The sequence below is a fragment of the Staphylococcus sp. HMSC072B07 genome (genome assembly GCF_001815505.1).
In the GTDB taxonomy this organism is placed as follows: Bacteria; Bacillota; Bacilli; order Staphylococcales; family Staphylococcaceae; genus Staphylococcus; species Staphylococcus simulans.
This window is the reverse complement of sequence record NZ_KV820945.1, coordinates 19,122-35,615: the sequence shown is the minus strand read 5'-3', so window position 1 is coordinate 35,615 and position 16,494 is coordinate 19,122. Positions and strand designations below refer to the sequence as shown.

Here is a 16,494-nt window from a genome sequence, read left to right as displayed (position 1 = left end):
TTCTAAAAGTATATAAAAAAAGGAGTCCTCCACTATTTGAAGACTCCTTTTAAAACGTTAATTATTGAACTGTTCCTGCATTTTTATCATGTTTACCATGTACATAATAATCCATATATTCTGGTTTCATTGGATCATTGCCTAAAATAATATCTGCAGCTTTTTCCGCAATCATTAAGACAGGCGCATGAATATTACCGTTTGTTGTTGTAGGCATGACTGATGCATCAACAACACGTAAGTTTTCCATGCCATGTACTTTCATTGTTAATGGGTCTACAACAGCCATTGGGTCTGAAGCAGGTCCCATTTTCGCACTACATGAAGGGTGTAATGCTGTTTCAGCGTCGCGGCGTACCCAATCTAAAATTTCTTCATCTGTTTGAACTTCTGGTCCTGGAGAAATTTCTCCATCGTTATACGGTGCAAGTGCAGGTTGAGATAAGATATTACGTGCAACACGAATAGCTTCTACCCATTCACGTTTATCTTCTTCTGTTGAAAGATAGTTGAACACAAAGTCAGGATGTTCAAATGGGTCTGTTGATTTAATCTTCAAGCTGCCGCGAGAGTTAGAATACATTGGTCCAACGTGTACTTGGAAACCATGTTTTGTTTCTGCTTTCTCGCCATCATAACGTACCGCTAACGGTAAGAAGTGGAACATCAAGTTTGGATACTTCACATCATCGTTTGAACGTACGAATCCGCCACCTTCAAAGTGGTTCGTTGCAGCTGGGCCTGTACGGCTGAAGATCCATTGTAAACCGATAAATGGCATTTTTAATGGATTTAAACTTGGTTGTTCTGACACAGGTTGAGATGCTGCGTGTTGAATGTACACTTCTAAGTGGTCTTCGAAGTTTTCACCGACACCAGGTAAGTGAATACGTGGTTCAATACCTAATGATTTCAAGTGTTCAGAATCACCGATACCTGATAATTGAAGTAATTGTGGTGTATTGAAGGCACCACCTGATAAGATGACTTCTTTTGCGGTAACCGTATGCAATTTACCATTACGTTTAAATGTCACGCCTGTAACCTTATTACCTTCAAAGTTTAATTTCGTCACAAACGCACGTGTTTTAACATGTAAATTTTTACGTTTCATTACTGGATGTAAGTAAGCGCGTGAAGCTGATACACGACGGCCATTATGAACTTGGCTGTCGAAAGGTCCGAAACCTTCTTGACGGAAACCGTTCACATCAGGTGTTTTATTGTAGCCTGCTTGCACACCTGCATCAAAGAACGCTTGGAATAATGGGTTTTTCGCTGGTCCACGTTTTAATTTAATCGGACCATGATGACCACGATATTCGTCATCTTGTTCTGCACCGAATGTTGTTTCTAAACGTTTGAAGTATGGTAAGCAATGTGCGTAATCCCAAGTTTCCATACCTTTTGGTGAACCCCATTTTTCATAGTCCATCGGGTTACCACGCTGATAAATCATACCGTTGATTGAACTTGAACCGCCTAATACCTTACCGCGTGCGTGTGCAACTTGGCGACCGCCCATATGTGGTTCGTTGTTTGTCGCATAAATCCAGTCGTAGAAACGATTTCCTGATGGATACATTAATGCTGCTGGCATTTGAATAAATAAATCCCAGAAATAGTCGCTGCGTCCTGCTTCTAATACTAATACCTCATTGTTCTTGTCTACACTTAAACGATTACCTAAAACTGAACCGGCACTGCCCCCGCCGATAATAATATAATCATAATCATAAGATTTACTCATTTATGTCTTCCTCCTATAGAAAATGGTTATGCTCGATTTATCTTAATTTGTCCAAAAAGAGAGCGAGAACAGAGAGGCGAAAATTATTTCACCTGTATTCTCGCTTTATTTAAAATACATTAGCCTTTAAACCAATTCACTGGTTCTGGATGATAGTTCGTTAAAATGTGTTTAGAAACTAAGTACTCTTCTAAACCTTCTTTACCTAATTCACGACCGATACCTGATTGTTTATAGCCGCCCCAAGGTGCTTGTGCGAAGTAAGGATGGAAATCATTAATCCAAACTGTACCCATACGTAATCGGCTTGCGACACGTTGCGCTTTGCCGATGTCTTTAGAGAACACTGCACCTGCTAAACCATAAATTGAATCGTTCGCTAAACGAATCGCATCCGCTTCATCTTCAAACCCTTCAACTGTCACAACAGGTCCGAATACTTCTTCTTGTACGATACGCATTGACGTATCACAATCTGTAATCACTGTCGGTTCAAAGAAGAAGCCATCTTTCAAGTCATCACGATCAGGACGTTTACCGCCTGTCGCAATCGTTGCGCCTTCTTCTTTCGCAACATCCATATAACCTTCAACTTTTGCTAAATGTTCCGCTGAGATTAATGGACCCACTTCAGTATCTTCATCAAACCCATTACCAAGACGAATATTTTTCACGCGTTTAATCAACGCTTCTTCGAACTTATCTTTAATTGAGTTTTGAACAATGATACGTGAACCTGCTGAACATACTTGACCTGCATGGAAATAGCCGCCGTTTAGCGCTTGATCAACTGCTAAATCAAAGTCAGCATCTTCAAAAATGACGTTAGGATTTTTACCGCCAAGTTCTAATGCGACATTTGTCACATGATTTGCTGCTTGTTTCATAATGTGTTTACCAGTTTGGATACCACCTGTAAATGACACTAAGTCTACTTCTGGTGAACCTGATAAAACATCACCTACAACTGAACCGGCACCTAATACTAAATTAATAACACCTTTAGGGAAACCGACTTCTTCCATCAATTCGAATACACGAATAGTTGTCAATGGTGTGATTTCACTAGGTTTCATCACTAATGAACAACCTGTAGCTAAGGCTGGCGCAATTTTCCATGATGCTTGTAGTAAAGGATAGTTCCAAGGTGTAATTTGTGTAACCACACCGACTGGTTCTTTCACAACTTTACTTTCTGTACCTGGAATTGGTGAATTAATCATTTCACCGCCGTCTTTATCAGCTAACCCCGCAAAATACATAAAGACGTTATGGATGTCATCCATATCTGCAAGTGATTCTTCGTACGTTTTACCAGTATCTAACGTTTCTAGTTTCGCAAGTTCTTCACGATTTTCTTTAATCTTGTCAGCAATTGCTCTGACTTTTTGTCCTTTGACTTCACTTGTTTCATTCGCATAGTCACCTTGATCAAAAGCACGTCTTGCTGCTTTTACTGCACGTTCTGCATCTTCAGCTGCTGCTTCTGATACTTCGAATATAACTTCTTGATTATAAGGATTGATTATTTCACGTGTGGCTTGGTTCGCACTGTCTATCCACTCACCATCAATGTATTGTTGGTGAGATAAACGCTTTACAAGTTCCATCATTTAGACCCCCGTTAACTTTGTTAAATTTTTATTTAACGAATTTTACAAAGTTTATGTTAGCATGAATAAAGAGAAAGTGTCAAACACACTTTTTATATAACACACTGCATAGCAAGTTAAAGATAATCCTGTACTTTGATATACTATTCATGATTCAACATTGGACGAATGCGGGAAATAACTCTAAAATGAATATAAATGTAGTGGACGGAGGTTTAAGTATGACAAGTTCAAATCAACATGAACAAGCCATCGAAGAAGCTAAAGATTTAGTGATTAACGCGATTGGCGAAACAATGGATTTGTACGGCATTAATCGTAGTGTCGGCAACCTTTACGGGACTATGGTATTTGAAGATAATATGACCTTGGATCAAATGCGCGAGAAGTTGCAGATGAGTAAGCCAAGTATGAGTACAGGCGTGAAACGTCTACAAGAGTATGACTTAGTAAAACAACAATTTACACGCGGCAGTCGTAAACAACATTTTGTTGCTGAGAAAGACTTCTTTGTATTCTTCAGACACTTCTTCGATGTGAAATTCAGTCGTGAAATAAACGTCAATATGGCTTCTCTTGATGAAGCAGAACAAATTATTCAACACGTTCTAGAATCAGATGATGTCGATGAGGCAACTTATGACTATGCACAACGCGTCAATGCACAACTCGAACATTCTCGTATCTATTACGAATGGCTTTCTCAAATTAATGAAGCCATCCGTACTGGCGAAATCTTTAAATATTTCCCAATTCCTGACCCGAAAGATGTATAATACACTTTCCATAACTTATCGATATAAAAATGGCACGCACTCCAGATTTGGAATGCGTGCCATTTTTTATTTCTACTTCATTTTCATTCATTTTTTATCTTTAAAAGTAATTCTACTTATAAATCGTTAAGATCTTTGTGCGTGTTGTTCCTCTTCACGTTCTTCCGCAATCTGATTAATCTTCAAGGAACGATGTTCTGCTTCTCTTAATCGTGCGGCACGTAATTGTAATTTAACGCGGTCTCTAGATAAGGTGATAATAAACGATATCATCATAAAGACGAAAATCACAATGAGCGGCACACTGGCTAGAATTGAAGCTGTCTTCAGAACATCCAGCGCACGTTGACCACCGACTAGCATTAATGAGAATGGTAATAAACATAACGCAAATGCCCAGAATAAACGGTTCGCGCGTAATGGTTCACCAATTACTTTCTTTTGAGATGCTGAAGCAAGAATATATGAACCTGAGTCGAACGTCGTTGCTAAGAATAAGAACGCTGAAATCAAGAATAGAACGACAATAATATTATGGAACGGTAGTTGGTGAATGACTTCAACAATGGCTGCTTCCGTACCATGTGCATTCAAGAATGATACAACATCGAATTGATGTGTAATTTGAAGATACACTGCATAGTTACCAAAGATACCAAAGAATAAGACACAACCTAATGTACCGTAAATAATCGTACCTAAGATGACTTCTTTTAACGTACGACCTTTAGAAATACGTGCGATAAAGAGTCCGATAAACGGCGCATAAACGATCCACCATGACCAATAGAAAATTGTCCATTGTTGCGGGAAGTTTGTTTCCTTACGTCCATCAATACCGCCAAATGGTTCTAACCATGTAGCCATTTGGAAGAAATTCTTTAACATATTCCCAAAGCCTGTAACTGTTGTTTCCATGATGAATACAGTTGGACCTACAATAAAGACAAATCCTAATAGAATAAATGACAACCAAACGTTCACGTCACTTAAACGTTGAATCCCTTTTTTCAGTCCTGTATAAGAGCTGACTGCGAAAATAACCGTAATTGTAATTAAAATCGCTGAACGTAACACCATACTTTGTCCATCAATACCTGTTAAACGTTCAATACCAGCTGAAATCATTGGCACACCTAATCCAAGTGATGTAGCTGCACCGCCAAGTAAACCGAAGATAAATAAGATATCGACAATTTTACCTGGTAATTTTTCAGTTTGTCCTTTTAAAATCGGTCGACAAGCCTGACTGATTTTATAAACTGGTTTTTTCTTCACGAAAACTAAGTAACCGATCGGTAAAGCTGGTAAAACATAAATTGCCCAAGCAATTGGACCCCAGTGGAACATACCATACATTGTGGCATATTCTAAGGCAGCATCTGTCATACCTTTCTCGCCATGTGGCGGTACTTGGAAATAGAAGGCCCATTCAATAACGCCCCAGTATAAAATATCTGAACCGATACCGGCACAGAACAGCATTGCTGCCCAAGTAAAGTTACCGAATTCCGGTTTATCACTTGCTCTCCCCAGAGTTACGTTTCCGTATTTGCCAAATGCTATGTACAGTACGAAACCTAAAACAATTAAGCCCAGTGATAAATAAACTGCACCTAGCGAATTGGATACTGCTTCGTTAATGTCAGTGATTACTTTTTGACTCGCTTTAGGAAATGCCATCATCGGAATGACAGCAATTAATAAAATAGCGACAGTACCATAAAACGTTGTCCAGTCCATAATTTGGGACTTTTTAGCTTTGTTTTGCTTTTTAGCTTTTTGCAATGTTTTTGCACTCACTATATTGATTAATTGTCGTTGAAAACATAAAAATCAAATTCTACTTCTCTTTTTATTTTTCCAACTCCCCATTTCTTATGTTACATAAAGACATTAACGAATTATTTATAATAATGCAAATTCATACAGAAGAATATGTTGGCGAAAATGAATAAATATATATTTCAGATTAGTAATTCAAGCGTCCTAATCGCTTATATCCCTATGTTAAGTTTAAATTTAACGAATTGAACGAACTTAACCACCCATTTTTATGCATTAATATACATTTTATACGAATAAATATTTTTTTAGAAAAACTGAAAACATCCTCTAGAATCGTCAATTTTTAGTGATTTAAAATTACATTTATCAAAAGCTCTCATAAAAAAAATCCCCGACTTTAAACGTCAGGGATTTTAAATGAAAGTGCGAATCACTTCATTCATTTTTATGTGTATTATTTTTCAAATTATCTTTAGCTATTTTGTTTTGCGAAAGCTTTACCAATAGCTTCTAATTTATGCGGTGCGTCGTGCATTGCCATTTTCACTTCTACAAAGTGCATCATTTCTGGATAAGCTTTAATAGTTTCAAAGGCTTGTTTCAACTCTTCACTTGTTGAAACATCATGGATTTTCACATCATCTTTAGCGCCGAAGACTGCTGGTAAGGCTTTGTAGTCCCACATAAAGATGTCGTTATATGGTTCATTTTCACCATGAATCTTACGCTCTACTGTATAGCCATCATTATTGATGACAAACAATACTGGTTTTAATTTCTCACGAATCATTGTAGAAATACTTTGAACTGTTAATTGAAGTGAACCGTCACCGATTAATAATAAGTTACGACGATTTGGATCAGCAATTTGTGTACCTAATGTTGCTGGTAATGTGTAACCAATTGAGCCCCATAAAGGTTGACCAATAAACTTATTCGCTTGATATAACGCTAAGTCATATGCACCAAAGAATGATGTTCCTTGTTCGGCTAGAATCACATCATCAGGTGCGATAAAGTCTTGCATCATCTTGAAGTACGTTTCTTGTGTTAGTGGTTCATTCGTTAATTCATATTGACGCGCTTTTGGACGTTTATATTGAGGGTAATCTGCATCATTCACATAGTCCATCTCTAACAGACCTTCTAATAAATCTGGTAATGTCACATCTTGATCTTCTGTGTCATTCATTTTGAAATTGTGTTGATTCAACATCACGACATCATCAATATCAAATTCATATGAGAAACCTGCTGTGGCAGAGTCTGTTAATTTCGCACCAATATTTAAAATTGCATCACTGTTATCAACATAATTTCTAATATTTTCTTCTGCGATTGAGCCGTCATAAATACCCATATAGTAAGGATTTTCTTCATTGAAGGCACCTTTACCTAATGACAATTGCGCAACTGGAATGTGTGTTTGATTTACAAATTGTTCTAGTTTGTCATGCAGTTTGAAACTATTGATTTCATGTCCTGCAATAATTACAGGTTGAGACGCACTGTTTAATTTATTTTTAACCATCTCAATATAGTTTGAGACATCTTGTGCTTTAAATTCTGGTAATTGATAAGCATCTTTCACTTCAATTTCTGTCATTGCGACATCAATCGGTAAGTGTAAATGTACCGGTCTTTTCTCGGCTAATGCTTCATCGATTAGACGCGGAATTTCTTCTTGTGCATTTTCAGGTGTGATATAACCTTGTGCTGTTGTAATTTCTTTGAACATTTTGCGGTAGTTATCGAATTCACCTTCCCCAAGTGAGTGGTGAACATATTTACCTGCTTGTTCTACACTGCGTGTCGGTGCGCCTGTAATTGCAACTACTGGAATACGTTCTGCATAAGAACCTGCGATACCATTGACCGCTGATAATTCACCTACACCAAATGTAGTCACCATTGCGCTTAAACCATTCATGCGTGCATAACCGTCTGCCGCATAACTTGCGTTTAATTCATTTGTATTACCAATCCATTCAATATCATCACGGCTAATAATATCATCTAAGAAAGCTAAGTTGAAATCTCCAGGTACACCAAATACTTTATCTACGCCTGCAGTACTCAGGCAGTCCATTAAATACTCTCCAACACGTTTATTCATATTCATTCCACCTTTTTCTCTTTCTCTTGTACAATTCTAGGATAACGCTTCCATATATATTAGGTCAAGTAAGTTGACTTAACTGAAATATCTGCAACCATATAAAAAAATACCGCCTTGAATGTTTCAAGACGGCACTCTACAGAGAGCGTATTCAAGGTTATTCCTTGAACTCCCCTTTTAAATATTTTACTTCTTGGAATCCTGGACGTTTACTTGCTAGTTCTTCCATCATCGCATTCCAATCATTTCCGACTTCAGCTTTAATACTTTGAAGTAAATCATTTTGTGCTTTATTGATTTCTGTAACCAATGCATGACCTTTATCAGTCGCAAAGAGTTCTTTGACTCTGCCATCTATTTTAGATTTTCTTTCGACAACTAAACCTTCATCTTTTAATTTTTTCAACGTTTGATGACTGCCTTGTTTAGAGAGTTCCATACTTCTTAGTAAATCTCTGATGGTAATCCCAGGCACTTTATCGATAAAGAATAAGAAGCGATGGTGTTGGCGGCGCATTCCTTTCTTCTCAATAATTTCATCTGCAGTATGAATAAATGTTTTATAGGCAAAATAGAACAAGAGGTGATCATAGTCGTTATTATGTGCAGTCATGGTTCACAGTCCTTTATTTCAAAATGTTGTTTTCTGATAATTAACTTTATTATAGCAAGTCTTATAACAGACCTAAAGCACTGATTTTTCTTTTAAGCTTAGTTCAATCAAATAGAAACTTGTGCAATTTGTCTTTATTCTTTGTACAATGACATCAATATAGAACAAAAGGGAGATGATCGAATGGTTCGATTTAAAACTGTTCAAATCACAGACTTAACTGACGAAGACTTACAAGCTATGGGGGCACAAGATCAACTAATTGATGTAAGAGAAGCTGATGAATATGAAGCTGGTCATATTGAAGATGCGTTAAATTATCCACTTTCAACGTTAAATACGAAATTTCCATTAGACCAAGGCAAAACGTATTACATTTATTGTCAAAAAGGCGGACGCAGTCAACAAGCCAGCCAAATGTTAAGTGACAGCGGTTTTGATGTGATTAATTTAAACGGCGGTTATGAAGCATATCTTTCTCAACAAGAAGCACAAGCACAACATCAAACTGCAAGTAAGCAGGAGCAGACCGAAGTCACTGCCTCTGAGAAAACAATTAAACCAGAACGCAAACAATTAAACTACAGTGGTTTACAATGTCCAGGTCCTATCGTGAATTTAAGCCAAGCCATCAAACAAATACAACCTGGCGAACAAGTTGAAGTGATTGTTACGGATTTAGGCTTTGCGAGTGATATACAAAGTTGGGCAAAACAAACGGGTCATCACTTAATTGATTTAAAAACAGATGATTCAAAAGTCACAGCTATCATCGAAAAAGGTGAAGCTTCTGATCAAGCTATGTCTGTCCACAAATCAAATAATGGCACAACGATTGTCTTATTCAGCGGTGAACTTGATAAAGCTTTAGCTGCTTTAATCATTGCGAATGGCGCACGTGCAGCAGGTCGTGAGGTTTCTATCTTCTTTACTTTCTGGGGATTGAACGCATTAAAACGTACAGATGCGCCTAAAGTGCAGAAAAAAGGATTAGAAAAACTCTTTGATTTCATGTTGCCAAAAGGTCCAGAAAGTATGCCGTTATCTAAAATGAATATGTTCGGTTTAGGACGCTTTATGATGAAACTCTTAATGAAACAAAAGAACGTCGATTCATTACCTGCTTTAATCGATAAAGCAATCGAAAATGATATAAAACTAATCGCATGTACTATGAGTATGGATGTCATGGGTATCAAACGTGAAGAATTGCGTGATGATGTCCAAATCGGCGGTGTTGGCACATATATCGGCGATACAGAACACGCCAAACATAATTTATTTATCTAAAGCATATAGATAATCCTCTGTCTTCAAATTAAGGCAGAGGATTTTTTACATCATCTTTAAATATCCTTCTTACTCTTCAAAAATTAATCGAACATTTGTTCGCTTTTTCTTTGAAAACGCGTTCGTAAAATGCTAAACTTAATTCATGAGTAAAGGTCGTTCTACTATATTGTGAGTACCTCACGTGCCTTGAACTGCAAGAAAGTGAGGTGATATGGATGGACATTATAATCCATGAACTCACGATTAACTTTTCTTCAATTGTGCAAGTGACACTTTTAGCAACAGCCATCAAGTTTATTATCAGCAAGAACGACAAAAAAGACTAGCTATGCAGCAACATAACTAGTCTCTCATTCGGTTCGTTTGGTAATCACAATTGTGCGTTGTGAGCCTTTACTCTAGCCTTCAGTCCTGTAAGACTGAGGGCTATTTTAATACAACTAAAGCTTACCAAATTTATAGCCCACTTTCAATTAAATTGCGGTTCATCTAAAACAAGATTCCATACAATACATCATGCTATTGATCAGTAGCTAATAATCGCAATGGCCCATTAAATACAATCTTAGAAATATATTGAATTAATGTATCTATATCCACACGCTGTTCGTCTTGAACCCAATATTTAATCACACTCAACATTGATCCACTGACATAACTATGGAAATACATCACAGGAATACCAGCTATATCTCCTTTTGGATTCATTCGTAATTTCATGTTCTCTAAAATCATTTCAGAGATTCGTTCCTCTATTTGACTTTGTCTTTCTATTGTTAAAATAACTTGATAAAACTCTAAATTATTATAAACATGAGTGATCACACTTCTTAACACTTGATTAGAAAAGACTTCATAGAACTTATCAATAGATTCAATTGTTTTCATACTTTCAAAAATACGTGTTTTATCATAAAGCACATTCGCATATTCATCTTCCATCTTTTCTAATAAATCATATTTATCTTCATAATGCAGATAAAAAGTTCCTCTATTAATATCTGCGGCTTCTGTAATGTCATGAATAGTAATATGATCTAAGTCTTTTTGTTTAAGTAATTGAATAAAAGCCTTTTTAATCGCGCTTTGTGTTTTACGAACACGTCGGTCTACAGCCATAAATGAACACTTCCTTATTCTTTAATGAACAATTATCAACAATGTGTTGATTAACGAACACAATGCATTAAATTGGTCATTGCATCTATTTCATTACCAATTATAATAATCAAAGTAATGATAAATCAACACTATGTTCAATAAATCATAAGGAGTGAAAAAAATGAACATTTTAAAAAATAAACTACTTTGGATTGCGCCTATCGTATTAGTTTTAATTATGATGTTATTATCAGTCGCATTCTATCCAGCATATAACTCAAAACCAAAAGACTTGCCACTAGCGATTGTGAATTTAGATGAGGGCACATCTATTCAAAGTAAATCTATTAATATCGGCAAAAATTTAGAAGACCATTTACTAAAAAATAAATCAGAGGCCATTCAATGGAAAGCTGTATCCAGTGAGGATAAAGCTAGATCAGGATTATTCAACCAAAAATATTACGGAATCATTGTCTTAGAAAAGGATTTCTCAAAACACGCCTTAAGCAAAACACAAGCAACTGTTATGAAAGCAAAACAACAAGAAATGGAAGACAAAGTAAAATCTGGAGAGATTCCACCACAAGTTGCACAGCAAATGGCGGAAAAAATGAAACAATCTGGATTAGAACAAGTAAAACCACAAGCTGCACATTTAAAAACAATTGTAAGTGAAGGTTCTGGTTTACAAGGCTCTCAAATAGCAAACAAAGTTTTTAATGGGATCAGCACGAATTTAAACCAAAAAGTCATGAAACAAGGCTTAAACATTCTAAATAAACAAAATGTCTCTATTCCAGCTAAAGAGATTGAAAGTTTAATTCAACCTGTTGAAACCAAAGCAGTGTCTGTTGATAAGGTGAAAGATCACCAAGCCAATGGTAATGCGCCATTCTTAATGTTTATGCCAGTTTGGATGGGATCTATTGTCAGCTCAATTTTATTATTCTTTGCGTTTAGAACTAGTCATTTAATTCAACGTAGTCAGCGTGTTATTGCGGCATTGAGTCAAATTGTTGTGGCTGTCCTCACAGCGTTTATCGGAAGCTTTGGATACATTTACTTTATGTCAGGCGTTCAAGGTTTCCACTTTGACCATCCAAACCGTGTCGCATGCTTTGTGATGTTAGCATTCTTAGGTTTCATCGGTTTGATTTTAGGTACAATGACTTGGTTAGGCATGAAGAGCGTACCAATTTTCTTCTTATTGATGTTCTTCAGTATGCAATTGGTCACTACGCCAAAAGAAATGTTGCCTAAATTTTATCGCGACTATATCGCAGGTTGGAATCCATTCTCTAACTATGCGACAACCTTAAGACAAATTATTTATATGCATCATCCTATTGAACTTAACACTACCGTATGGATGTTCATCGGCTTTATGACTTTCGGTATTATTTCAGTGATTGTAGCTGCGTTTGTACGTAAACATTCAGATAAAAAAGCTGAAATCCCAGCTTAAAGATTATTCTCAAATACAAAAATCAATCCACCTTCAAACACGCTTGGCTTTGAAGGTGGATTTTCATATCTTACCTTATTTAAACAACATTATTTCTTTTTCTTCTTTTTGTCTTTTTTCTTTTTATCCTTTTTCTTCTTGTCTTTTGAATCTTCTTTTTTATCGTCTTTCTTTTTACCTTTCTTCTTAGATTTCTTATCTTTGTTGTCTTTGTCGTCTTTCTTACCTTTTCCTTTTTTATCTTTGTCTTTCTTGTCTTTTGATTCTACTTTTTCTTTATCTTCTTGTTTCTCTTCTTTCTCTTCAGATGACTCTGGTGCGGACTTGTCATCTCCAGAAGATTCATTTTCTGAAGACGCTTTATCTGCCTTTGTTGGTTCTTCTTTTACTGCAGTGAATTCTTCTTCTAGTTCTCCTACTGCGATGACTTCGCCTTTGTCATCTGTAGTGAGTGTTGTTTCTAATTCTTCATTTTGCTCTTCATCTAGATGGTAACCCAATTCTAAGACCTGTAAATAAACGGTTACTTGGAAGTCTTTATATTCACCTTTATAGATAGCTTGAACATCACTTTGACGAGATTGTAAATCAGTATGTTCTGTTAACGCAGGTTCTATTACGTTAGTTTGTATAGGTTCTTCTACAATTTCTTCAATAGAATGATCACGTTCTTGTTGATGATTTTGAATACTTTTATAAATTAAATCAGCATCTTTCAACTCTGGATATTGTTTTAAAAATGCGCTTTTAGTTTCTGGTAATTCAAAGTCTTTCTTGGTTTTTACATCGATATAGACTGCCGCATAATGGAATTTTGTTTGGTCAGAAACATTGTAAACCCAAGATTTAGGCGGGTTTGTCATTTTCTTTAAATGTTCAGTAAAATCACGTTGAATTGTTGATACCGCATGACCTGCTTGGCCGCTAGCGCTTGGTTCAAAATCATGTACATAAACCGTTCTTAGTTTTACCATATCTGTCATTTCATTTTGATCTAGAATTGCTAAATCTAAACGTGACATCTCTCTAGCGACAGTTTCTGACTGTGCTTGACGCAAAACTTGAATTCCTAATAAATCTTTTAATGACTTATCTATACCTGACACTAAAGTTAAATACGCCATATCATCTGCGTAGTGTTTAAAGTTACCTTCTAACTTGCCCAATCTTTTAGTTAAAGCATCTGCGATATTGATTTTCATGTTAATTCCCCCATAGGTTTGATTTATACACTAAGTTAGTAACTTATACCCTATCAGTCGCAAAATAAGATTAAGATTTTATTAGATTGAATACTAATTTAGATTTGCGTCACTCAAAATAAAAAAGCGGTACAGGAGTACACGCTTTATAAGAATCAGCCATTCATGAATTTCAAAACTTCATCATACACTTTTTGAGAACGTTCATTATTTTTAATGCGTCTTTTTTGAGACCGAGCCACATACTCCATGGGCACCATATTAAATTGTTTCTTAAAATTGTTGAGGAAAGAACGTTTACTAGAGTATGAATATCTTTTCCAAACTTCTTTGGTTTTTTGATTATCTTCACCATTAATTAATAGATATTCTGCCACGTTAAAGATTTTCACTTGTTGTACGTAATCATTGTAGTTAACACGTGCTGCATCTTTAAATACACGTGATAAATAACTGATATTTAAATCAAAACTTTCAGCGATAGTTGTTAACTTTAACGCTTCATCTGAATGGTGATTAATGTACTCAATAATGTGGTTGATTGTCGGATTATTAGTCATATTGAATAAGTAGATGTCGAAGTTTTCCAAGTAAACACGTAAGTATCTTACCAGTCGCACAATGGTCGCATTCGCTTTCACAAAATTTGTTTCACATACATAACGTAAAGCCTGGATATAATCATTTTTAATGATATGGTGGATTTCAAAATTGCTTTCAACATGATTGATTTCTTTTAAACAGGCTGGCTTAAAATACACATAATGAATTGATAAACAGACAACTTTCCCTTCTTTAATCTCCACTTCCATATTTGTGAAATGTGGTTTTTGAACAAAAAGATCTCCTGTTTTATAGGTAAAGTGCTGTGCCCCTTTTTTAACGAAGACTGTACCTGATAAAACTAAATAAATATTAACGTACTCCTCGCTTTTCGAATTATCTTTTATACAAGACCAACCTTGAAAAATATTGTAACTGTAATCCAAAAATATCCCCCTAATAAAATAAAATGATAATGTGAATGAGTTCTTCTAAATATCCATAGAAAAGCAAGCAGTAAAATAGAAGTGTAAAAGAAGTGATGATTGAGGTAGATACATTTCATAACTGATGAAATTATCCAAAATAAGACTACACCTATTTATAATAAACTAAATGTTCAGAAAATTGAATGCTTTATTGTAAGTTTTTATGCTAAAATGTTATATTTTTATCTGTTTTATTCAACCAGAAAGCCTTTAGTCCATTCTTTAAGTATATGTAAAATTACTTTATGATTTCTGTGGATTTCATTAAAAAAATTATTGACGCGTTACACATTCTCCTATATAATAAATCTTGTGTTAAAAAGCTATGGAGAAATACACAAGTCCGGCTGAAGGGATCGGTCTTGAAAACCGACAGGGGCTTAACGGCTCGCGGGGGTTCGAATCCCTCTTTCTCCGCTACGATAAAGGATGAGATACTAAACGGTGTCTCATCCTTTTTTATTAACTTAACGTAAAAATTTCACTAAGTTATTATCATACGCTTAACAAATATTAGACTACATCACTAAACCCCACTCTATCATCTTAGAATGGGGTTCTTTTTATGGCGAGACTACTTTGTCTCACTTATTACGAGTATTTAGACGAAACGGTAAAGATATAGCTGATATTAAGATATTAACAATAATACGATATCAAAAAAGCCGCACTCCCTACGAGTACGACTTTCGTTTACATATTAATTTTTTCTACGACGACTGCTTACTAAGAATGCGGCGCCGATCAATGCGGCTAACCCGCCTACAATGATGCTGCTAGATTGTGACTGACCTGTATTTGGTAAAGCTTTTTGTTGTTTAGAAGAAACTGTTTGTTCTGGATGTGTAGTTCTAGTTGTTGGGTTGTTTGATGTTTGTGATGAACGCTCTTCATCGTTTTGATACATATGTCTATCAGAAGTTCGAGTAGTATCTTGATGTTCATTTGTTGATTCATCAGAAGCATTGTTATCTTTAGACGTCTGATGTTTTTGTGTTATTTCGGTTTGATGTTCTACCTCTATAGACGCGCTTTCAGATGATGCTTTCTCTTCTGTTGTATGCTCTTGTTGTTTATTTGTATCTTCTGTTTTGACTTCTTGTTTAACTTCACTCTCAGTATTCAAATCAACTGATGAAGTTGTTTCAGAAACCATCTGGTTAAGAGAAATTTCATCTGCATTTTCTAGGTGTATTTCTTCTTGTTGTGTAGTTGTTGTAACAGGCTTTTCCGATACTACTTCATTTGAAATTGTTTCAAGAGAAGTTGTAGATTTATCTTCAGTTACTGCTGGAATTTCAATATTTTCTATGTTGTTTAACTCTGAAATCAAGTTGCCTTTTAATTCACTTGGTAACTGAGCTATTGCTGATTGTGCTAATTCTTTTGTTGTCTTTACTTTTTCTTGAACAATCGCTAATGCTTCTTGTTCTTCTGTCTGTACACGATGATCTGAAAGTACTTTTTCAAGTTCAATATGTGCTGCATTATTTGTTGATATTGCTTCCTTCAACGCTGCTTCTGCTTCATTTAACCATTGATCTTGGATGTCATTTGTACCATTCGCATTAGCGTCATTGATTTCTGGGATGTCGATACCTTGCAGTTGTGCTAATAACGCTGGTAAATTGCCTTTTAGTTCACTTGGTAATACGTTTACTTTTCTCTCTGCTGATGTTTTTAATGTTTGCGCTTCTTCTTGTGCAGATTTTAGTAATGTTTGTTCTTGTGGTGTGATTA

General features: G+C 35.8%; 12 protein-coding genes and 1 tRNA gene. 4 read left to right on the top strand and 9 right to left on the bottom strand.

Annotated elements, in window-relative coordinates:
* Positions 1–61: 61 nt before the first annotated feature.
* Positions 62–1,750: a choline dehydrogenase gene (gene betA / locus HMPREF3031_RS10805; RefSeq protein WP_002480010.1), complete on the bottom strand. Its 1,689-nt coding sequence runs from the start codon at positions 1,748–1,750 to the stop codon at positions 62–64.
* Between the two features lie 119 nt (positions 1,751–1,869).
* Complete coding sequence (gene betB, locus HMPREF3031_RS10800; protein WP_037556091.1) at positions 1,870–3,360, bottom strand: betaine-aldehyde dehydrogenase; 1,491 nt, start codon at positions 3,358–3,360, stop codon at positions 1,870–1,872.
* Between the two features lie 224 nt (positions 3,361–3,584).
* On the opposite strand from betB, the gene HMPREF3031_RS10795 reads away from it, so the two are divergent.
* Positions 3,585–4,139 carry a choline uptake/conversion transcriptional regulator CudC gene (locus HMPREF3031_RS10795; RefSeq protein WP_002480012.1) on the top strand — a complete coding sequence of 185 codons (555 nt, stop codon included), beginning with the start codon at positions 3,585–3,587 and terminating at the stop codon, positions 4,137–4,139.
* A gap of 126 nt (positions 4,140–4,265) precedes the next feature.
* On the opposite strand, the gene HMPREF3031_RS10790 is transcribed toward HMPREF3031_RS10795, so the two are convergent.
* From HMPREF3031_RS10790 to HMPREF3031_RS10780, 3 genes are all read right to left on the bottom strand, one after another.
* Positions 4,266–5,882 carry a BCCT family transporter gene (locus HMPREF3031_RS10790; RefSeq protein ID WP_031262674.1) on the bottom strand — a complete coding sequence of 539 codons (1,617 nt, stop codon included), beginning with the start codon at positions 5,880–5,882 and terminating at the stop codon, positions 4,266–4,268.
* A gap of 517 nt (positions 5,883–6,399) precedes the next feature.
* Positions 6,400–8,043 (bottom strand): alpha-keto acid decarboxylase family protein, encoded by a 1,644-nt coding sequence (locus HMPREF3031_RS10785; protein ID WP_002480015.1) that lies wholly within the window; start codon positions 8,041–8,043, stop codon positions 6,400–6,402.
* Between the two features lie 160 nt (positions 8,044–8,203).
* Positions 8,204–8,659, bottom strand: coding sequence for a MarR family winged helix-turn-helix transcriptional regulator (locus tag HMPREF3031_RS10780; protein WP_070724923.1), 456 nt, complete (start codon positions 8,657–8,659; stop codon positions 8,204–8,206).
* 183 nt (positions 8,660–8,842) lie between these two features.
* Here HMPREF3031_RS10780 and HMPREF3031_RS10775 point away from each other — a divergent pair, with 183 nt between their 5' ends.
* Positions 8,843–9,949, top strand: coding sequence for a DsrE/DsrF/DrsH-like family protein (locus HMPREF3031_RS10775; RefSeq protein ID WP_002480017.1), 1,107 nt, complete (start codon positions 8,843–8,845; stop codon positions 9,947–9,949).
* 522 nt (positions 9,950–10,471) lie between these two features.
* On the opposite strand, the gene HMPREF3031_RS10770 is transcribed toward HMPREF3031_RS10775, so the two are convergent.
* Positions 10,472–11,071 (bottom strand): TetR/AcrR family transcriptional regulator, encoded by a 600-nt coding sequence (locus tag HMPREF3031_RS10770; RefSeq protein ID WP_002480018.1) that lies wholly within the window; start codon positions 11,069–11,071, stop codon positions 10,472–10,474.
* A 163-nt stretch (positions 11,072–11,234) separates the two neighbouring features.
* On the opposite strand from HMPREF3031_RS10770, the gene HMPREF3031_RS10765 reads away from it, so the two are divergent.
* A complete protein-coding gene (locus HMPREF3031_RS10765; RefSeq protein ID WP_002480019.1) occupies positions 11,235–12,521 on the top strand; it encodes a YhgE/Pip domain-containing protein in 1,287 nt (428 codons plus the stop codon).
* 89 nt (positions 12,522–12,610) lie between these two features.
* Here HMPREF3031_RS10765 and HMPREF3031_RS10760 read toward each other — a convergent pair whose 3' ends face one another.
* Both HMPREF3031_RS10760 and HMPREF3031_RS10755 read right to left on the bottom strand, forming a co-directional pair.
* On the bottom strand, positions 12,611–13,723 hold the full coding sequence (locus tag HMPREF3031_RS10760) for a hypothetical protein (protein WP_002480020.1): 1,113 nt from the start codon (positions 13,721–13,723) through the stop codon (positions 12,611–12,613).
* A 155-nt stretch (positions 13,724–13,878) separates the two neighbouring features.
* Positions 13,879–14,712, bottom strand: coding sequence for a helix-turn-helix domain-containing protein (locus tag HMPREF3031_RS10755; protein ID WP_002480021.1), 834 nt, complete (start codon positions 14,710–14,712; stop codon positions 13,879–13,881).
* Between the two features lie 369 nt (positions 14,713–15,081).
* Between HMPREF3031_RS10755 and HMPREF3031_RS10750 the strand changes: the two genes are divergently transcribed.
* Positions 15,082–15,171: transfer RNA gene (locus HMPREF3031_RS10750), tRNA-Ser, on the top strand.
* Between the two features lie 283 nt (positions 15,172–15,454).
* Here the strand turns inward: HMPREF3031_RS10750 and HMPREF3031_RS13355 are convergent.
* A partial coding sequence (locus HMPREF3031_RS13355) for an LPXTG cell wall anchor domain-containing protein (RefSeq protein ID WP_180364344.1) occupies positions 15,455–16,494 on the bottom strand: 1,040 nt, incomplete at its 5' end.